Annotated in this window: 19 protein-coding genes and 1 pseudogene; 11 read left to right on the plus strand and 9 right to left on the minus strand. The window is 58.5% G+C overall.

The annotated features are described in order from the left end of the window. Positions 1-144: pseudogene (locus ACMRQN_RS01470) on the plus strand (IS256 family transposase); the annotation flags it as partial. Positions 145-202: 58 nt separating this feature from the next. On the opposite strand, the gene ACMRQN_RS01475 reads toward ACMRQN_RS01470, so the two are convergent. Then, complete coding sequence (locus tag ACMRQN_RS01475; protein WP_418733514.1) at positions 203-574, minus strand: hypothetical protein; 372 nt, start codon at positions 572-574, stop codon at positions 203-205. Positions 575-656: 82 nt separating this feature from the next. Between ACMRQN_RS01475 and ACMRQN_RS01480 the strand changes: the two genes are divergently transcribed. The 6 genes from ACMRQN_RS01480 to ACMRQN_RS01505 all read left to right on the plus strand — a co-directional run bounded on the left by ACMRQN_RS01480 (position 657) and on the right by ACMRQN_RS01505 (position 6,749). Continuing rightward, entirely contained in the window at positions 657-1,238 is a 582-nt protein-coding gene (locus ACMRQN_RS01480; protein ID WP_418733515.1) for a hypothetical protein, read from the plus strand. Positions 1,239-1,259: 21 nt separating this feature from the next. After that, positions 1,260-2,642, plus strand: coding sequence for a hypothetical protein (locus ACMRQN_RS01485; RefSeq protein WP_418733516.1), 1,383 nt, complete (start codon positions 1,260-1,262; stop codon positions 2,640-2,642). A 67-nt stretch (positions 2,643-2,709) separates the two neighbouring features. Then, on the plus strand, positions 2,710-2,901 hold the full coding sequence (locus ACMRQN_RS01490; RefSeq protein WP_418733517.1) for a hypothetical protein: 192 nt from the start codon (positions 2,710-2,712) through the stop codon (positions 2,899-2,901). Positions 2,902-3,572: 671 nt separating this feature from the next. Next, complete coding sequence (locus tag ACMRQN_RS01495; RefSeq protein WP_418733518.1) at positions 3,573-4,112, plus strand: DUF6932 family protein; 540 nt, start codon at positions 3,573-3,575, stop codon at positions 4,110-4,112. Beyond that, positions 4,102-5,079: a hypothetical protein gene (locus ACMRQN_RS01500; RefSeq protein ID WP_418733519.1), complete on the plus strand. Its 978-nt coding sequence runs from the start codon at positions 4,102-4,104 to the stop codon at positions 5,077-5,079. Before ACMRQN_RS01495 ends, ACMRQN_RS01500 begins: the two co-directional genes overlap by 11 nt. 653 nt (positions 5,080-5,732) lie before the next feature. Beyond that, positions 5,733-6,749 carry an IS1096 element passenger TnpR family protein gene (locus ACMRQN_RS01505; protein WP_418733520.1) on the plus strand — a complete coding sequence of 339 codons (1,017 nt, stop codon included), beginning with the start codon at positions 5,733-5,735 and terminating at the stop codon, positions 6,747-6,749. Positions 6,750-6,844: 95 nt separating this feature from the next. On the opposite strand, the gene ACMRQN_RS01510 is transcribed toward ACMRQN_RS01505, so the two are convergent. Then, positions 6,845-7,411 carry a hypothetical protein gene (locus ACMRQN_RS01510; RefSeq protein WP_418733521.1) on the minus strand — a complete coding sequence of 189 codons (567 nt, stop codon included), beginning with the start codon at positions 7,409-7,411 and terminating at the stop codon, positions 6,845-6,847. A gap of 102 nt (positions 7,412-7,513) precedes the next feature. Continuing rightward, positions 7,514-7,645, minus strand: coding sequence for a hypothetical protein (locus ACMRQN_RS01515; RefSeq protein ID WP_417058244.1), 132 nt, complete (start codon positions 7,643-7,645; stop codon positions 7,514-7,516). Between the two features lie 168 nt (positions 7,646-7,813). Between ACMRQN_RS01515 and ACMRQN_RS01520 the strand changes: the two genes are divergently transcribed. Beyond that, positions 7,814-9,592: an S-layer homology domain-containing protein gene (locus ACMRQN_RS01520; RefSeq protein WP_418733522.1), complete on the plus strand. Its 1,779-nt coding sequence runs from the start codon at positions 7,814-7,816 to the stop codon at positions 9,590-9,592. A gap of 9 nt (positions 9,593-9,601) precedes the next feature. Continuing rightward, a complete protein-coding gene (locus tag ACMRQN_RS01525) occupies positions 9,602-9,826 on the plus strand; it encodes a DUF3006 domain-containing protein (RefSeq protein ID WP_418733523.1) in 225 nt (74 codons plus the stop codon). Positions 9,827-10,517: 691 nt separating this feature from the next. Here ACMRQN_RS01525 and ACMRQN_RS01530 read toward each other — a convergent pair. The 5 genes from ACMRQN_RS01530 to ACMRQN_RS01550 form a co-directional block, all read right to left on the minus strand. Further along, positions 10,518-11,954 carry an APC family permease gene (locus ACMRQN_RS01530; RefSeq protein WP_418733524.1) on the minus strand — a complete coding sequence of 479 codons (1,437 nt, stop codon included), beginning with the start codon at positions 11,952-11,954 and terminating at the stop codon, positions 10,518-10,520. A gap of 37 nt (positions 11,955-11,991) precedes the next feature. Continuing rightward, positions 11,992-12,759, minus strand: coding sequence for a GntR family transcriptional regulator (locus tag ACMRQN_RS01535; RefSeq protein WP_418733525.1), 768 nt, complete (start codon positions 12,757-12,759; stop codon positions 11,992-11,994). A 12-nt stretch (positions 12,760-12,771) separates the two neighbouring features. Further along, complete coding sequence (locus ACMRQN_RS01540) at positions 12,772-13,848, minus strand: phosphotransferase enzyme family protein (protein WP_418733526.1); 1,077 nt, start codon at positions 13,846-13,848, stop codon at positions 12,772-12,774. A 5-nt stretch (positions 13,849-13,853) separates the two neighbouring features. After that, the gene (locus tag ACMRQN_RS01545; protein WP_418733527.1) at positions 13,854-15,173 is read right to left on the minus strand and encodes an aspartate aminotransferase family protein; all 1,320 of its coding nucleotides are present in this window, start codon (positions 15,171-15,173) and stop codon (positions 13,854-13,856) included. A 719-nt stretch (positions 15,174-15,892) separates the two neighbouring features. Beyond that, entirely contained in the window at positions 15,893-17,110 is a 1,218-nt protein-coding gene (locus ACMRQN_RS01550; protein ID WP_418733528.1) for an IS110 family transposase, read from the minus strand. A gap of 299 nt (positions 17,111-17,409) precedes the next feature. On the opposite strand from ACMRQN_RS01550, the gene ACMRQN_RS01555 reads away from it, so the two are divergent. Both ACMRQN_RS01555 and ACMRQN_RS01560 read left to right on the plus strand, forming a co-directional pair. Then, positions 17,410-18,042, plus strand: coding sequence for a hypothetical protein (locus tag ACMRQN_RS01555; RefSeq protein ID WP_418733529.1), 633 nt, complete (start codon positions 17,410-17,412; stop codon positions 18,040-18,042). Between the two features lie 19 nt (positions 18,043-18,061). Beyond that, complete coding sequence (locus ACMRQN_RS01560; protein ID WP_418733530.1) at positions 18,062-18,868, plus strand: FxLYD domain-containing protein; 807 nt, start codon at positions 18,062-18,064, stop codon at positions 18,866-18,868. Positions 18,869-19,329: 461 nt separating this feature from the next. Here the strand turns inward: ACMRQN_RS01560 and ACMRQN_RS01565 are convergent, their stop codons facing one another. Continuing rightward, entirely contained in the window at positions 19,330-19,710 is a 381-nt protein-coding gene (locus ACMRQN_RS01565; RefSeq protein ID WP_418733531.1) for a hypothetical protein, read from the minus strand. Positions 19,711-19,787: the final 77 nt, after the last annotated feature.

A 19,787-nucleotide genomic window follows, 5' to 3' on the forward strand; every position in this document is an offset into this window, starting at 1 on the left:
TGGCGCTCGCTGCTCTCGCGCATCGCCCCGCCCGACATGGTGGTCACCGACGGCGGCAGCGGCTTCGCCTCGGCGGTCGCGGCCGAATGGCCGAGGACGAGGGTCCAGAGATGCGTGTTCCACGCGTTCTGCCAGGTCAAGCAGATCAAGTCCCGCGAGCGAGTTGCAGACCACGGCGAGGTCTTCACCAACGAGCGTGAGGTCAACGTGCGACCCGGCTCGCCCCATCGTCTGCTTCGGCTCGTTCCAGGACTACCTCGGCCTCGACTCGAACGGCAACATCAAGGCCCGCCACGAGTGGGTCCGCCTCACAGACTGGGACCTCGTCATCTTCGACGAGTACCACTTCGGCGCGTGGCGCGACTCCGCCCGCAAGCTCTTCGCCTCGATCGACGAGGACGACGAGAAGGCCATCCACGAGAACGTCAAGGTCACCGGCAACGAGCAGGACGAGACCTGGCTGCCGATCGTCACCAAGTACTTCCTGTTCCTCTCGGGCGCGCCGTTCCGCGCCCTCAACTCGGGCGAGTTCATCGAGGAGCAGATATTCAACTGGACCTACTCGGACGAGCAAGCGGCCAAGGCCTCCTGGAGGCCGTCCCAGGGGCCCAACCCCTACGCGTCTCTGCCGCGCATGGTCATGCTCACCTACCCAGATGCCCGAGGACATCAAGCGCATCGCCCTCAACTCCGACACCAACCAGTTCGACCTCAACATCTTCTTCTCAACCGAGGGCGAGGGCGAGGACGCTCAGTTCAAGTTCAAGGACTACGTGCAGATGTGGCTCGACCTCATGCGCGGGCAGCACATGCCTACTACGGTCGACGAGCTCAAGCTCGGGGAGAAGCCGGCCATGCCATTTTCCGACGTGCGCCTGCTTTCCGTGCTCGGCCACACGCTGTGGTTCCTGCCAAATGTCGCCGCCTGCTTTGCCATGAGAAACCTGCTCGCCGAGCGTCAGAACACTTTCTTCCACGATTACAACGTCAACGTCTGCGCCGGCTCGGGCGCCGGCATCGGCCTTGCCGCCTTGCCGCCCGTGCAGAAGTCGATGCGCGACCCGCTCGAGTCCAAGTCCATCACGCTCAGCTGCGGCAAGCTCACCACGGGCGTCACGGTGAAGCCCTGGACGGGCGTGTTCATGCTCTCCAACGTAAAGAGCGCCGAGACCTACTTCCAGACGGCGTTTCGCGTGCAGTCGCCATGGACGGTCAAGGACGACGACGGGAACATGTAAATCGTCAAGAACGAGTGCTACGTGTTCGACTTTGCCCTCGACCGTGCTCTCACCATGGTGTCCGACTACTCCACGCAGCTCTCCACCGAGAAAAAGGGACCCGAGCAGAAGGTCGGCGACTTCATCAAGTTCCTGCCCGTGCTCGCCTACGACGGCAGCCGTATGAAGGAGATCGACGCATCCGAGATCCTCGACATCGCGATGGCGGGGACGTCCGCCACGCTGCTCGCCAAGCGCTGGGAGTCCGCGCTGCTCGTCAACGTCGACAGCGACACGCTGCGCCGTCTGCTCGCCAACGACGAGGCCATCAACGCGCTCATGAGCATCGAGGGCTTCCGCAGCCTCAACGACGACATCAAGACCATCATCAACAAGTCCGAGGCGGTCAAGAAGGTCAAGAAGGAGAAGGGCGACGATCTCACTCCCAAGGAGAAGAAGCAACTCACCGAGGAGGAGAAGGAGTTCAAGTCCAAGCGCAAGGAGATTCAGGAGAAGCTGATCAAGTTCGCCACGCGCATCCCGATCTTCATGTACCTCACCGACTACCGCGAGGAGACGCTCTACGACGTCATCACCCAGCTGGAGCCGGGCCTGTTCAAGAAGGTTACCGGCCTCGACGTCGCCGACTTCAACCTGCTCGTCTCGCTCGGCGTGTTCAACTCCGCCCTCATGAACGATGCGGTCTACAAGTTCCGCCGCTACGAGGACGCTAGCCTCGTCTACACAGGCGTCGACAGGCACGAGGGGGAGAAGGTGGGTCTCTACGATACGTTGCTGTCCAACTACGACTACCTCTATGCAAAGCAGCAGGAGTCCATGGTGGCGCCCGACGGCTCGGCAATCGGCAACGCCATGAAGGCAGGGACAGGCGTCCCCGTTGCGGCGACGCCTCGCGCGACGAAGCCGCCATCGCTCGCGGCAAAGCCGGCGCCTGGCACGGCGAAGCCCCAGGCGGAGGCTCCCGCCAAGAAAGACAGGGTCGTCGGCGTGCTCGAGTCGCAGAACGTCCAGGTCATCGACCGTCGCCCCAAGGGTGGGAGCCTGTGGGCCATCGGCGGCGGCGAGCTCGATGCCCTCATGTCCGACCTCGACGAGCACGGCGCCTCGTTCACCTACAAGATGGACGGCGGCAAGGCAACGGGCTTCAAGGCCGGCTGGTGGTTGTCGGGCTACCCCTCGAAGACCGAGCCCGTTGAAGCAAAGGAAGAGGAGCCCGTCATCACTGAAGATGCCCTCACTGGCATCGAGGAGGGCACGCAGGTCTTCCACAAGAGCTTCGGCTACGGCGAAGTCATGGCGATTGACGAGAGCAGCATCACGGTGCGGTTCGACAACGACCCTAAGAAGCGCGATCGCACGTTCATGTTCCCGTCCACCTTCTATCAGGGGATGCTGCAATTGTAGTATTTGCGAAAGGTCGGATAGAGGTGTTAATGCATCCTAGATGCACGTGCGTGTAAGGAGCGCCGTTATGGCAAGAAAAGGATTATCCGGCACCAGCATGGGCGCATACGAGACGAGTGCGGCTTGGAACAAACGACAGCGGAAAAAGGCCAAGCGCTTCGACGCGCGGTGCAAGCGCCTCTCGGGAAGCGTTAGGACGAGGATGATGACCCCCGAAGAATGGGAAGCTGGCCGCCGAGCGGACGATTCCGATTCTTGAGCGTGGTCTGCGTCGTCAAGACAAAAGGGCGAAACTGGCGATACGCAAGCGGCAAAACGTCGGTATTGGAAGGCGATACGCAAGCTGCGAAACGGGTGCTACTTATAGCGCGAAATACTCAGTCGAGGCTGGCCCGCCGAAATAAACTGGTAGAAGGCAAGTGAATATAGGTAAGACTTATCTTTACTTGGGCGTTTGACGAAGCGATGGGCTTCAATGCGATAGGAAGACAATAATTTATGTTCGAAATGGGTAACTTGTTGGATCACGGAATAGCCCCTGAGGATGTTACTATCGAAATGAGGAAAACGTATGCATCGGCAAGGCGTTGGGCGGAAAGAGAGTCGAAGCCAAGTAATTGCCTTCTATGCGGTGGATCACTATTCTTGTGAAAAGGCGTTTTCGTTGCCCAGCCTACTCTCTTGGGAAAATGCGGTTTAGGAAATCGAAAAGCTATCGGATGGGTCAGACTCTCTGTGTGAGCGTTGCTATCGTGAGCAGCATGATTCTGGAGCGACCGACTCTATTTTTATAGTTGCAATCGGAATAGCTGCTCGGTCGATTGACAAGGATTTGTTGTCCGCTTAGGGAATCGGTTTTCTGTCATACTAGCTAATTTAATATACTTGTAGTCTCGTCTGATGGTGAGATTATTGGTGTTAGGGGTGGCCATGATACCGAGTTTTGTTGATATCGGTGCTAGTCGCAACGTTCTTCCCTATGGTAGGTATCTTGCGAGCATGGACGAAGTTAAGTCTCGTTTTGCTCCAGAAACGGATGCGAATCGCCTGGCGATTTGGGAGGAGTTTTGTAAGCACGCCGCCCTTGCTCGATCCGCATTCGGAAAAGTTGCTGGCGTATGGATTGGTGGAAGTTTTATTACGTCAGAGGAAGTTCCTCACGATATTGATGTTGTTTATTTTGTAACCGAAGAAGCCTATAAGAATGCTGTGAACACCCAACAAGGTCGTTTCGTTATCTCTCTATTGCTGCAAAAACAGGTTCTTCCAGACGGAATGAAGCCAAAAGTCGATGCGTATCTTGTGACTGTTCCTCCGACGCAATATGTCAACGATCGTTCTGACTATATGAGCAATCGCGGGTATTGGGATCAGTTTTGGTCAAAGACTCGCTTTGAAAACGGAAATGAGCGCTGGCTTTATCCGGCTGCGGGATATTTGCAGGTGGTGATTGACGGTTATGACGATTAATTTGACTGATTACCTAGAATCGTTGGGTTATGATGCTAGTGCCAATTATGTGGTGCCGGAAGACCCCGCTCAGGCTTCTCTTGACAGCATAAATGCTTTCGTCGAGGCTTCTTCTGGTCGTGCGGCTCGCTCTGAGTCTGTAGGTATCTTCCATATTACGGGACCTTCTGTTTCAGGCTGCGCTGCGCCATTGAAGACTGTTGGCAAGATTATGACCTCAATTCAGGATAGTATTGATGCACTTGGAGCCTCGATTGGCGGATTCACCTCAATAAGTGGTCAAATTCCCCTGAGGATATCCGGTAGAACAGAGATGTCGCTGACTGCCTCTCCGATGCCAGGGTCAATCATTCTTCAAGTTGCCCCGAGTATGAGTAGGCAAGATGATCTCTGTCCGAACGGTCCGTCCTTATTTGATCCTGAAGAGAAATTGGGCATTTCACCTTTGGCGGATCAGGCCTTTTCTGAGTTTTCGGCTCTTCTTCAAGAGCTTTCCGAGGAAGGTCCTGATAAGACTGCTTTTGTTGATCATTTGACTGAACTAGGTCCTCGTGCCGCAAATAAGATGAAGGATCTTTGCAAGACCATAGACTCTACTGCGGTAGATGTTGACTTCAAATGGTCTGAGCCTGGAAAAGATAGGGTCGTTTCTGCCATCAATCACTTATCCGCAAAACATGCGGTTGCGATAATTGAAAATGCGCATATCGAGAATGAAGCTGTGAACGTGGTGGGAACGATAGTAACTATTACTGAGTCAGCGAAGGATAAGCTGAGAATTCGAACAGACGAAGGAGGCGAAATCACCTTAGCTCTGGGGTCCATTTCCCCTGCAGATCTTCTTTCCGTACGTGTTGGTGATAGAGTTGAGGTTCAGGCGGAACAAACCGTAAGCAGCCGTACTGGTGGCCGAACCAGCAAGAGACTCGAAGGTGTGTCGATTAGCAAGATCCGTGCACTCCAGTAATTGCTGAGCAACTGAATATAGCTACGGCTAATTGTAGTCTGACCTGCAAACGGGGGGTACGGACAAAAAGTTGCAACAATTCTCGCAACTAACAAGTACGGAAAATGTCCGTAGCCCCCTATCGCCGCATATTTGCAGAAGCGGCGATAGGGCAATATTCTTCCAGAACGGATTGATAGGAGCCTAACAAATCTTTCATATCTTCCGAACGTTTCGCATATTCGGAATATGCAGACATCTTACTGAGGCCATTGCCTCAACGCAAGATTGTTTCCCCAAACAATCACTTTTGCCCTAAGCCAAACAGGGCTGCACGTTGCATCGAGATCTGCTTTCACGGGCGGTTGTCCATCTGAGTTCCTTGTACGAGCCTATGTCTGACGATTCCGACGATTTGCGCAGGATCGTATCGAATGGGCAATCACCCGCGAAAGAAAAGATAATTCGCTCACAGTCGCCCTCGGCGACACGCGCTCACCCGTCCGAACGGCGGAAACCAATTCCGAAGGAAATAGTCGGGCAAGACGGCTAGGCAATAAGATGTCCCTCGTGGTATCGTTCGCCCTAGATCCGACCCGAATGGGCCGATGCGGCGTGGGGCGCGGCTGGATGCCCGTCCACAGATTGCGCGCCGTCGAGGAAAAGAGGCACGTATGACCACGTACCATCTGAAGGTGACCATCGACGAAACCGAACCGCCCGTCTGGCGCAAGATCGCGGTTCCCGACCATATCACCTTCCATCAACTCCACCTCGTCATCCAGGAATGCTTCCAATGGCAGGACTACCATCTCTACAAGTTCGAATTGCCCGACGTGGAAAGCCCGATCACGAGGCTGTTCGGCGACCCGCTCATCGACGAGGGGAACGATGCCGACGCCCGCGAGAGGCTCATCGACCCGTACATCGCCAAAGGCGGCAGGTTCCGGTACATCTACGATTTCGGCGATTGGTGGGAGCACATCATCGACGTAATCGACGTCGACCCGCTCGACGACGCTCGCGCCCCGCGCGTGACGGCATCTCAGGGCGATAGCATGATCGAGGACGCGGGGGGCGTGGGTGGATACTACCGCATCATGGACATCCTGCACGATGCGCGAAACCCCAGGCACGGGGAGATGGAGAAATGGGTCGAGTGGCAGGCTCCCAGGCCCTTCTCCGCCGACACCGCCAACGCGCACATGGACGAGCTGCTCTACTTCCCGAAGGCGGCCTACAGCAGCAGCGCCGCCCCCGATGCGGGAATCTGCCCGGCGCACCGCGTCAGACTCCGGGACGTCGTCGATGCCCTCGAGTACCAGTCGGACACCCTCGCCGCCTACATCGACCTCGACGCCGCCGAGGTGAGGACGCTCTTCCTCGAGGACTTCGTCGGGCAGGAAGAATACGAGCGCTCGCTTAGGGAATTCGAAAGCTGCAACTCCCTCATGCTCCCGAGGCCGGAAGAGCTCGACGACTACGGAGTCATGCGCAGCTTCGCCCTCATGCAGGAAGGCGCCGCGGGCGATCGCCTAAAGCGGGCGGTCGAGGGCAGGGGAGCCTTCAAGCGCTTCAAGGGCGAGGTTACCAAGCTCGGGATCGGGGAGGATTGGCTCGCCTTCCGCGATGAATCGAGGGCGGAAACGGCGCGAGACTTCCTAGAGGCCAACGGTGTGCGCTGGGCGTAGGCGCTGTTGCTGGGGCTCAGCTTGGGAGCCCATCCGGCAAAGGGCGCAATCTTATACGAGCGCGCGGGCCGACGGCGCATGCCTCCGACCCGCATTCATCTCTCCAGCCCCGGCGACTTCCTGCCCCCTTTCGCGATTGCGCGGCAGTCGTGGATGCATTGGGCAAGCGGCTCATGCTGGTGGACGGCGAAGAAGGCGTGGGCGAGGTGTCCTCCACGGGTGGACATCCCCTCGTCTATTTTCTCCTGGTACAGCACGGAGATTGCCCTTCTGACCAGGTGGCGCTCGATCAGCTCTTCGACGATGCCGTCTCCGTGCTCCGGGGAGCGGTAGCCTTGTCCATATGCGACCATCATCATGGAGCGCGCATTAGCGATACGCTTGGCGCTGAACCCGACGTCCATCCCGTTCTTGGCGTCGCACCCCTCGACCAGCGCCGAGAGCCCGCCGCCGTCGACGAGCTCGAATCGCGGGGAACGGCTTTTGTGCGTGTCGTCCAGGAACGTGTGCTGCACCGCCCACATGCAGCCCTTCCGCTCGGCGAATCCCTCCATGGCGGACACCAGCCTCGCGTTCTCCTCGCAATGTGCATCCCATTCCCTATCGCAAAACCCTTGAAGATAGTCGCGCTCGAGGGTGAGCTGGCCGATCTTGCGCAGCATCTCGCCCCTCTCGCGGGCGACTTCTTCCTCCTTCCGCCTCTCGGCGCGCTCTAGCGCCTGCTCCCCGAACGTGCGGGTGGCGTTCTCGAGGAACCCCTTCCTTCATTTGGGCATCAGGCTCGGTGAGACGTCGCGCTTCGCCATGAGCGTCGCCACTGTGTCTTGCTCGCGCAAGGCCTCGATGACCAAGCTGGGCTTGAATTGAGGCGAGAAGCTTCTCTTCTCCTTAGCCATGGCTCTCCTTCCCTCATGTCGAAAATCGTACGCCATGAAGCTCGGGTGTTGCTGTGAAATAGAAGGATCTTGTCAAAATTCGTTCAGCCAGATTATCAACTTTACGCCGACCCCTGCGTTTATTTCAATAGTAAAATTAGGGTAAGACTGCAAGGGGAAAGGGATGACATGAGCTCTGGGGAATCTGTTGGAAAGAGGCGCTGTCCGCGCTTCGTTGTTGCGATAATCGCCGTCCTCCTTGGGATGGCGCTCGGCCTCTCCGCGCAGGCGGTGCCGGGCGTGCAGCCTGCCTTCGCGGCGCCTGCCTCGCAAGCGGCGCCCAACACGCAGACTGCCTTCGCTACGACAGAGGGCGCCTCGCAAGAAACTCTCCAGCAGGGTGGCATCGAGCTTCAGGCCGACATGAGCAGGACCGTCTGGTGCTCTCGATCTGGCAGCAAGTACCATTACAGTTCGACCTGTTCGGGGATGAAGAATCCCATCGCGATGACCTTGCAGCAGGCCGTCGACTCCGGCAAGCAGCCCTGTTCCAAGTGCGTGCATGAGTCGCCCACGCCCGATCCTGCCCCCAATCCCAGCCCTGATCCCACGCCTACGCCCACGCCCGACCCGCAGCCCCAGTACCGCGGGTTCGTCGACGTCCCCGCCGATTCTTGGTATGTCGAAAGCGGCGTGTTCGACTACGCGCTCGACCATGGTCTCATGAAGGGGTACAGCGACGGCTCGAACAGGTTCGGTCCCGATGATTCAATCACCCGCGCGATGGCCGTGACCGTTCTCTGGCGGATGGCCGGCGAGCCCGCATGCGAGGCGGCTGATTTCGACGACGCCGACTACTCGGAAGACTCGTGGTACAAAGACGCCGTCCGCTGGGCGCGCGCGAGTGAGGTCGTCAAAGGTTACGAGGGGACGAACCTTTTCGGCCCGAACGATCCCGTCACGCGCGAACAGCTCGCCGTGATGGTCGCGCGGTTCGCGAGCGCCATATCCCATATCGACACCTCGAGCACGGGCGTGGCGCTCGCAGCGAAGCCGGATGCGGCCTCCGTAAGCGATTGGGCGCGCAGCGCAGTCGCCTGGTCAGTTGACCAGGGTATTCTCGGCGGTGCCTCAATCATCGATCCCCAGGGGACCGCCACCCGCTGCCAAGGGTGCAAGATGCTCTCCATCGCGCACAAGATCATCGGCAACCAAGGCGCGAGCCATGGGGAAGCCCGCGTCCACTTCATCGACGTCGGGCAGGGCGACAGCGAGTTCATCGAGCTGCCGAACGGCAAAACGATGCTCATAGACGCGGGCACGACCGAGAGCGGGGAGAAGGTCGCAAACTACATCGCCGGGCTCGGCTACTCGCGCATCGACTACATTGTCGCCACGCACCCCCACGAAGACCATATCGGCGGGATGGCGCGCGTGCTGAGAAGCTTCGACGTCGGCGAGATTTGGATGCCGCGCGCGACGTCGAACACTGCCACCTTCGAAGGGCTGCTCGACGTGATCGCCGAAAAGGGCATTCCCGTCCACGCAGCGGAAGAAGGGAAGATCATCTGCTCCGACGAGGGCTTCTCGGCGATGATCCTCTCGCCTTCCGAAACGTCGTATTCCGACCTCAATGACTGGTCGGTCATCCTCGAACTCGACGTGGGAGCGAGGTCCTTCCTCTTCACGGGCGACGCCTCGTCTGGCGTTATCGGGAAGGCGTGCAGCCACCATGTCGATGTGCTGAAGGTCGGCCACCACGGGTCGAGAACGTCGACGACGTCGCAGCTCGCAGAGGTGCTTTCCCCTGATTGGGCGGTGATTTCGGTAGGGGCGGGCAATTCGTACGGTCACCCGTCCGAAGAAGTTCTTTCCGCGCTCTCGGGGGTCGCCCACCTGCTGCGCACGGACCTCGACGGCACGGTGACGCTCAGCTGCGATGGTGAGACGATACGCCGCGCGGCGTAGGGAAGGGGAATGGACGACATGATTTACGTCATCGACCGCATTGAGGAAGGCATCGCCGTCCTTGTAAGCGATTCGGGCGAGAAGATGGAAGTCCCTCTTTCGGGCCTGCCTTCAGGTGCGCACGAGGGTTCGTGCCTGCGCTCCTGCGAGCGCGGGTTCGCCCTTGATGAGGAGGAAGAAGCCGCGCGCAAGCGCCGAATTGAGCGGAAGCTCAACGCGCTCTTCGTTGACTAGGGGCTTGCGGTTTCTTGGGGGCGGCGCGTCGATCTTTCTCATCCTCCGCTTTCCCTGCCCAACAAGCTAACAATCGCTAACTCTGCTAACGCAAGCTGAAAAAGCTAACGCGAGCTAATCGAAACGAATGGAATTGAGCCAAATTGCTTGCGACAGCAGTCCAGTAGGCAATCGGCCTTCGCGAGTGCACTATTTGGTGACACGGCAGAATAGAAGAAAGGACAAAGCTGTCAATCTGATAAAGATCCCGTCCAGACAGAGAGCTTCGAGATTCCTTCGGTCGCTTCTCCGCATGATCATTCAGGGACAGCGCCCATAATAATAGCCGCCGAACAGGGCTCGACGGCTATAGTTAAAACGGTATCTTCGCAAGCTAATTAGTTCGAAGCTGCGCGCTTGGCACGTCCCATCAGCAAATTCGTCTTGTAAGGAAAGCTCGTCGAATGCGCTTTCTTGCAAGGCCGATCCTCGCGCTTCTGATCTTCTCGAAGTGTTTCCTGATAATATGCTCGCGTGCTGCGAGAGAGAAGGCTGGCAAACATCGCGTCTCCTATCATCTGATTACCAACTTGTTTTGGAGTCGACCCCTTCGTTGGCAAAAAGATTACCACACGTCTACGCGATGTTTCCCAAGTGTTTCAAGTTCAGACCACTTACGTACCAGCTCCTCGAACCTGCTATCGAGTTCCCGTTATGCGGCGGACTGCCCGGAAACTAGAATGGCGAGATTGCTGAAATCGGACGGGCGGTTCTTCTTCATGCGCCCGGCAATCGCCATTCCAGCAAGGTAGGACAGGGGGATGAGCGACCCCATCACCAGCGCCGACATCATGTCCCCCGTCAGGTCGGCGAAGTTGGAGAGCACGACGGAGGCGACGAAAGCGAGGCAGGCTGCGGCGGCAACCGGTGCGACCAGCGTGCGCCAAATGCTGGCTCCGTGCACAACGCGGCGGAAGAACACGACCACCGACACGGAGGTGAGCATCTGCAAGATGAGCAGGCCGAGCGTTGCCGTGTTTGCAAACCATGCGTATACCGTCAGCGGGTCAAGGCCGACGATCGTCACGATGGCGAGCAGGGCGAACGACACGATGCTGATGGACATCGAGGCGTTGGACGGGGCGAAGTGCGTCTTGTGGACCTCACCCAGGCGAGCGGGGAGGACCTTCACCCTCGAGAGCGTGAAGGTGTAGCGGCTTGCAACGTTGTGAAGCGCAAGAGCGCAGGCGAACAGACTCGTCACAAGCAGGCACTGGAAGACGTCGTAGAGCCATTGGCCCACGTAGAGCGCGGCCAGCTCAAGCGCGTAGGCATCCTGCGTTTCCTGGGCGAAGGCGAGCGCGTTGTCTGCCCCGGCGCCCATGACCAGGCACCATCCGCTGAACCCGTAGAACAGTGCGATGAAGGCAACCGCGATGTAGGTTGCGCGGGGAATCGTCTTCTCGGGATTTTTCGCCTCGTTGCGGAAGACGGCGGTCGCCTCGAACCCGATAAAGCCAAAGAACGCCCACATCAGCCCCAGCCCAGGAACGCCGCTGAGGAAATTGCTCGGGGAGAAAGGAGCGAGGCTGAGCCCTTCGCTTCCACCCGTTCCGATGATGGCGACGTCCAGAATGGTGACCGACAGCACCTCGAGGACCAGAAACACGCCGAGAACTTTCGAGCTGAGGTCGATGTTGCGATAGCCGAGAAAGGCGATTGCTGCCCACCATGCAATCGCGCACACCCACCACGGCACCTCAATCGCCGGGGCGAACAGTGCTATCGTGTTGGCCGTTGCATAACCGAGGTAGGCCAGCACCGCGATGCAGATCAGCACGTAGGAGAGCAGCGCCATCGTCGCCGCGCCGAGCCCCATCGTTTTCCCGAGCCCCGCCTGGATGTAGGAGTAGAAGGCGCCCGCATTCGGCACATGCCCGCTCATCTTGGTGAAGCCGACCGAGAAAAGCAGGAGAATCGCTCCCGTCGCAAGGTAGTAGACGGGGATGCTGTTGTTCTCCGTGTAGGTCATGACCAGCGGCTGCGTGCCGGCGACTACGGTCAACGGCGCGGTCGCCGCGACAACCATCAAGACGATGGAAAAGACGCCCAGCGTCCTTTTGATTTGAGGGGAAGATTGGGTTTCCATGATGCCAACGCTCCTTTCGTAATGTGATGACAGGCTTCTATTCGAAATCGTTCTCGACGATGAATTTGATTCGGTCCGCGCGATACAGGTCGCGGGAGTGCTCAATCGGCTTGCCGCTTTCGTCGAACGCCGTCGACGCGGACTTCATGAGGGGTGCGCCGTCGATGACCCCAAGAGCTTCAGCGTCGGCCCCCGAGGCGAGCACCACCTCGAGCACCTCCGAGATCCGCGTGATCTTCACGCCGAACTCGCCTTTCATCAGCCCGTACAGCGACTGGGCAAGGTCCTTCTCCAAAATCCCCTGGAATTTCTCGCAGGGGAGGTATGCGCACTCGAGGACGATGCCTTCGCCGTCCGCTTTCCGCAAGCGGCGGAGCTGCAGAACGTCCGAGCCTTCGGGAAGCTCAAGGCATCGGGCGATGTCACCGTCCGCCCTGACGCGCCTCGCTTCAAGCACTGTGCTCTCGGTCTCGCACCCCCCGAGCGCGATGGATTCATCCACTCCTTGGGGGATGCCCATCGGATGCGGGACTGCGGGCCGCGCGGCTGCGTCCTCTGCTCGCGAATAGAGGCACCAGTAGGGGTTCGACTTGCTCACGAAGGTCCCGCTGCCGCGCCCGCTGCGCGTCTCGATTTCGCCTTCGTCTCGAAGGATTCGAAGCGCGGCGCGCACGGTCGCCCGGGAAACCTGCAAAGCGCTCGCCAAATCCCGCTCGGAGGGGAGCTGGCCTCCTTCGCGCGCTTTGCCGAGCCGCACCAAACGGCGGATTTCCTCAGCGGTTTTCCTCGTCGCCCAGCCCGGCATCAGGCACCTCCTTTAAGCCACGTTGGAAAGGGAGCTCGCGCTGCGAGCCATTTCGAGGACGCGCGGGAGGTACTCGTCATGCAGGTAAGCAAGCGCGATTTCCCTCGATTCGGCGACGTAGCGGTCTCGAATCAGCCCCGCCCAAATGGTCTCCTTGCGCTTTTCGACCCAAGCGACCAGCATGAGCCGCCGCGCGATGAGCATCGCCGGAAGGTAGGCAAGCTCGCTGTCGGAAACGACCCCTCCCGCCGACCGGTAGCCGCGCAGATAGGCGAGAACCATAGCCTCGATATCGGGAGACGACTCTTCGAAGGAGAACGAGCACGCCATGTCGAAGAGGAACCACCCCTCTCCGCAGTCGTCGAAATCGATGACTTTGACCGCGCCGTCTTCCCCTATGAGAAGGTTGGATGAGCGGAGGTCGGTATGGACGAGCCCGAAGTTGTCGGCCGTTTTCCCGTACTCCGCCATCTCGCGAAGCATCTTGGCCTCGGCGGCTTCGAGTATTCCCTTGAGCTCCGGCGTTACCTCGGGGGTGTCCCGCCAGTCTCCGAAGTCGGATTTTGAGCCCACGATGCGGTCCTCGTCCCATACGATTCGCTCGAACCATTCGGGGCGGCGCCACGAGAGGGAACTCGCGTGAAGGGAAGCTGCCACGCGGCCGATCCTTTCCATCGAGGAAGCGAGGCCGTTTTCGGAAGGTTCCTTCCCATCGAGAAACTCGAAGAGCACGGCATATTGCTCGGCGCCGTCGGGGTTGGTGAACGAGCAGAGCTTGTCGCCCTGGAAGGTCGGATATGCCCTCGCGACGCGAACCGCTCCCTCGTCGCCGAGTGCGTCTATCCAGGCGAGCTCGCTTTCAATCAACTTCTTTTCGCGGTAACCCGGCCGATGAAGCCTCAGCACGAACCGCTGGGGGTCTGCTTCTTCATTCGAGTCTGCCGAGTATTCGACTAGGTACGTTGCGTTTTCGGAAAGGGAGAGCTGCCTCACCGCGGCATTCTCCAAGCCCCAGTGGGAAAGCGCCTCTCGCGTGTAGCTCGTCCAGGACAGGTCGGGGTTTGCGTGGGTTTCGCTCAGCTGTGCCATTGCGATCACCCCGCCAGCTTCATCTCGTGAGCCCAATCGGCGCTGACGTCCTTCTCGATTTCCCCATCGAGGACGCACAGGGCGTCGTCGATGGCGTCGAGGACGAAGTTCGCCTGGTCGAAGGGGAGAAGGAGTCCCGATTTGAACTGCAGGACGGTTTTGTCGAGGGTCGAGAAGATTGCCCATACGCCGCGGTCGTACAGGAGCTTGCAGAACCTCACGGCGGGCTCGTCTTCTCCTTGGAATTTCAGTCCCGCGATGGTGCCGTCGTGGCGGACCTCGATCAGTGACGGGTGTTTCTCGAGCAGCTCGGCGAATCTCTTGGAATAGAGCGCGTCGAGCGCCTTGACGTGCTCAACCGTCTCTGCCCGGCGGGTGATCTCGATGGTTTTAAGGGCGACGGCGCATCCCAGGTCGGACCCGCCGAAGGTCGCCATGTGCGCGAACCCGTCCTCGTAGAGCCATTTCGCGGCGCGCTCGTTTAAGATGGTCGCGGAAATCGGGTAGATGCCGCCGGAGAGCCCTTTCGACGTCACCACGATGTCGGGGGTGATTCCGTGATGCTCGAAGCACCAGAAGTCAACCGTTCGCCCGAGTCCCGTCTGCACTTCGTCGGCGATGTAGAGCGCGCCGTGCTTTTCGCACAGCGCCTTGACCTGGGCGAGGTAGCCGGGCGCCGGCATGGGGAAACCGTAGGTCGCGGGTATGGTCTCCATGATGACCGCGGCCACGTCGTCGCCCGAAAGGGCGCGCTCCATGGCGTCGATGTCGTTGAAGGGGACGTGCGCGAACTCATCGGGGCGGCTGCAGTTGAACATCTTCAGGAAGCGGTCGTCGCCAGTTGCGATAGACAGGCCGGTATGCCCGTGATAGGCCTTGATGACGGAGACAATTTTCTTGCGCCCCGTGGCGAAGCGTGCGCTCTTGATGGCGACGTCGACCGCCTCGCCTCCGCAGGAGCCGAACACCACCTTGTCCATGGTGTTTCCCGGGACGGTTTCAATGAGGGCTTTGGCCAAGGCGGCGCGCCCTGAGGTTGCGAAATGGTGGTTTCCAACGTCGACTCGATCGAGGGCGTCTTTCAGCGTGTCGATGATCTCGGGGTTGCGATGCCCCAGATTGAACGTGCCGCCGTTTAGGTGCATGTCGATGAAGGTTTTTCCGTCGATGTCCTCGAACACGTATCCCTCGCGTTTTCCGATGACGAGAGGGATTCCTTCGTTGACCCAGAAATCGGTCTTGTCGGGATTCCAGTACTTCCGCGCTGCGTCGAGGACTTCCTCCTTATCCGCGAAACCGTACATCGGGTAGTCGTTGCAATTCATGCGCTTCTCCTGCCTCGCTCGTTTTCAAACCAAGGGAAGACGACGACTCCGGATTTCGCCGCTTCGATAGGTGGGAGTCTAGGCAGGCAATATTGCGAGCAAGTAAAAAGGAGGTTAACGTGCGTCCGCGCATACCATTTTCAGACCAACGGGGCAGCAGTGTGGTATGTCTTTGGTTCTACCTGGTTTTTTGGCGACCTTGCCGCGGTCCGCTTATGCGAATGGGATAACGGCTTCTCGGGTTTATCGGTGGTGCAATGGCTGCCCCTTGATTATGCCTCAGTGTCCCTCGCATAGGACATCCATAATGCCTCACCTGACCTACAATCATCCAATAAACATTGCAATCTATCTATTTGATACTGAGAAAAGGGGAGGGTTGCCATGAGGGGCGCAGTGTTTTAGAGGGCGCGGGAACCCGCCCTGAGAGAACGTGCAAGCCGTTTCGGAAGCGTCTGCATATAGTTTGTCACCTGTGATTCATTTGCGCAAACGCTCTCGATACAGCAGTTTTCGACTCGTCTCCAACGTATGTCATCGATGTTCGTATATTAGAAAGACCAGCTAAATGATGTCAAGGGCTTTCCGAGACATTTTTAGATAGAACTTTGACAATCGAATATGGGATAAAGGGCGACCATCGGAGCGGTTCAGGACATGGCTGCTTAGGCTGCATGGATCTGCAGCCGCAAAGAGATCGGGTGTCCGGACTGCGAACCTCAGCCTGCTGTCGGCTCCTTCTGCTGCGATTGGATAGACGGACGGCTCTCGTAGGGCCGCTGCTCCTTCATCACCGCCAATATCACCCCGCACAGCTTCCTCGCCACACCCGATACCGCGACGTAGTGATGCTTGCCGCGCGCTCTCAGGGAGTCATAGTAGTCCCCGAAGTACGGGTCGCGCATCCTGGCTTTGTCGGCCGCATACATAAGCGCGTGCCGCAGATACGACGAGCCGCGCTTGGACATGCGCTGCTCGGTCCCGTCGAACTTGCCGGATTGGGACTTCGAGGCGTCTATGCCCGCGTAGGCGTAGAGCTTGGAGGGCTCCTCGAAGCGGGAAGGGTCTCCGACCTCGGCCAGGATGACCGCTGCGTTCACGGGGCCGATCCCGGGGATCGTCTGCAAAAACCCGGCCATGGGGCCTTCGACAACCTCGGCTATCTTGGTGTCGATGGCGGCAATCTCCTCGTCCATGTGGTCGATGAGGGCTGTGATGTGGGCAAGCTCGAAGGCGAGCGCCTCAGAGGCCCAAGTAGAACCCACCGACGTCTTCGCCGCAGCCTTGACCTCCTCCGCCTTCTCGCGGCCGTGATGGCCCCGGCTGGCCTCCCTGATCACACGCGTGAGCGTCCTGATGTCGGTTGAGGCCACGCGCGCAGGAGTGCCGAACTCGGAGAGGATCGCCCGGCTTGCGGCGGTGTGCTTCGTCGAGAAGCATCTAGCGAGCTCGGGGAACACCCGGTCGGCCGCTGCGGTGGCTCGGTTCTTGAGGGCGGTCCTCTCGGAGACGAGGTGCGCACGGTAGCGCGTGAGCACCTTGGCACCGTCGGCGACCTCAGGCGCGATCGGCGTGGGGCCTAGGTTCTTGAACCGCGCGTACTCGGCGATGAGGAAGGCATCGATTGCATCGGTTTTGGTCTTGCGCACCGAATCTGCCTTGCGGAAGGCATCGGTCATGACGGGGTTGACCACCGCGACGGGATATCCGTGGTCGTCGAGAAACGACCAGAGAGCCAGCCAGTAGTGGCCGGTGGACTCCATAGCGACGATGCAGTCGTCCGGGCCCGCCTCGAGCTCGGCGAAGCGCTCGAGCAAGGACCTGAATCCGCGCTCGTCGTTCGCGAACTGGAATGCCTTGCCATGCGGCGCTCCGTCCGCCATGCGCGACGCGACGACATGGGTGTTCTTGGCGATGTCGATTCCGATGTACTGCAAGGCTCGCTCCCTTCGCTCGATCCGCCTGAGCGAAGGTCCTCCTTCGGCATCTGCAGCACGCAGCCTCGTTGGACATGCGACCCGAGACGGTCATCCAGCCTTATTCGCGTCACGCTGCAGGCCGGAGGCGCAATCCTTTCTAGCAGAGCCAAACTCTAGGAAACGCACTGCGCCCTCCGCCCATGATGCGTCCTTTATCCCATATTCGTTGTCGAGAGTAAAGAAACGCTGCCGCTGCGTTGGAAGCGGTGGGTGCCACACCCAAAAACAGTGGCAGAAAGAATATACGAGGGAAAGCCATGATAGCAACGAACTTGAAAAACCGCGTGGGCGCAATTGCCGCCACCGTCGCCATATCGTGCGCGCTGTGCGTCATGCTGGCGGGATGCGCCACGGAAAACTCAGGGAATGTAACCAGTGATCAGGACGAATACAGCGCAGTTGAGAAGGCGACAATCACCACGCGCACTGTGACATTCCCCGCCTCTCTCTTTAAAGACGAATCGTCCGAAGATGTGCAATCTAGTCTGCAAGAAAAAGGCTGCACTGACATCATTGCCAACGACGATGGTTCCTATACCGCGACTATGCCCATTGATGCGTACAACAGCTTCGTCGATTCGTGGCACCAGAATGTGGTGGACGCTTTTGACGGAATGCCGAACAGCGAAGATTGGCCGACAATCACAGCGATCGACTATGATGACCAGTTTTCCAACGTCACGCTGACCATCAGTAGCAGTGAAATCGGTCTCAACGAGGCGTTTGCGCCGCTTCAGGTTGGTGTTATTGCCTGCATGTATCAGCAATTCGCGGGTCAGCCGGTCAGCTGCGTTGTGAGCATCGTTGATCAAAGCGGCGCGGAGCTGGGGAGTGCCACTTACCCGGATGCGCTTGATGAAAATCAGAGCGATGCCGTCTCGGCCAATTAACCCAAAGGTGGTGTCTGCGATGAATATGTTCAGGAAGTGGTCGGCGGTTATTCTGGCGTGCGTTCTTGCTGCCGGTATGGTGTTGCTTGCGGGATGTGCAGAAAAGAGCGATCAAAGCCAATCCGAATATGCCGACGAGGCGTTTATCCAATCGCTTGCGAAAGGCTACGAGGCGCGCGATACATTGGTGGGGCAGTCCTCCAAGGCCGACAAGTCTGCCGAATACTACGAAAAGCTCGTCGATGCCGAGCTAGAGCAGGTTGAGCAATACCAAAGCGCGCAGTTTTCCGATAGCAAGCTGCAGGAGAATGCCATCGCCTACATCAATGCGCTTAAGGATCAGCGCGCGGCCGCCGAATTGTACGCAACTGATAACAGCAAGTACAAGCAGGATTGGCAGAAGGCCTACGATAAGCGCACTTCATTGCTCAAGACATTTGTGGACGACTATGGCCTTACGGTGTCTGTCGGTCACCAGGACAGTCTCGATAAGCTTGTAAGCCACGGGAAGAAGGTGGAGCGGGACAACGACCAGAAGGAGGCAGTCGAGTCGTTGGCGAGTTCGATAAATCTCGAGTTCACTGAGCAGTACTCGACCTTCATCGGCAAGACGACAGCTACGAACAATACTGGTTACGACTTCGACTATATCAATTTTGATGTGGAATTGTTCGACTCGAGTGGCGTCAAGGTGGAGACGGCAAGCTTGTACGCAAACCACTGGCTCGATGGCGAGACGATCGCGCTCGATTGCTATACGTCGATAAAGGAGCCGCCCGCAACGGTCAAGGTCATTCCTAGCAACTATAAGATCGCCGACGCATAGACATTCCATCTGATGATGACTGGAGCGCCAGTATGGAGGTGCCTCCGCATTTATACTGGCGCAGCTTTACCTGATAGGCGCGTTAATATACAGTGTATAAAAGTTTACATAATCTCGATTATCACGAATTGTAAAATGCAGAAGGGGAGGCCTGGTGGGGAGTCCTGGCCCTTGAGTGGGCCCTAACTGGAGCGTCCTGGGGTTTCCTGACGCTGCGGATTTGGCAAGTGCTGTCGCCGCTCGCGATAGTTTTTCTGCCAGGTTGTGGAGCCAAGGAGCTTAACGCGCAAAAGCGCCTCGTATCTGTCCGATTGAGCGGATGCGAGGCGCCATCGACTGATGTTCCGTTGTCTGTTTGATTCGGTTGCTATGTAATTAACCCGTGTACTTCTGTTCTAGGATGAACAACTTCTCGCTAAGGCCGAACTTGCATGATGGGTTGGCCTTGCGCCAGAGTCCCCTTATTTACTTGCGGCGGCAGCTTTCGCGTCCAGGCGCAGCACGCCGTTCACGCCGACGTTGTGGTCCTCGTGAATCTTGAAGATCGTGACGAGATTGATCGCGTCCTTGCCGAAGAACCCGTCTGTGAACTCCTTCAGGTTCGCAAGGACCTGGCGTTTCTGGTCGGTGGTCTTGTCGGGCGCGGTGTAGATGAAAATCGTGAGCTCGGGCTTGTCCTTCACGGTGGTGTGATCGGGGCTGAGCATCGTGTTGTACACGCTCTTGAGCTTCGGCGGGAGTCCGAGCCCCGTGCGGATTGCCTCGCCCAGCCCGTCGATGAGCTCGCGCTCGCTCTTGCCCTCGGGGATGGTCGCGTCGGTGATGCTTACGATGGTTGCCATGGTGTGTCCTTTCGTTTTGGCTTTGCAGGTTTTCTCGAGTTTAATCGGGCTAGAAGGTCTCAGGCCCATGGACGACG

This window comes from Ellagibacter sp. (assembly GCF_048412355.1).
Taxonomy (GTDB): Bacteria; Actinomycetota; Coriobacteriia; order Coriobacteriales; family Eggerthellaceae; genus Ellagibacter.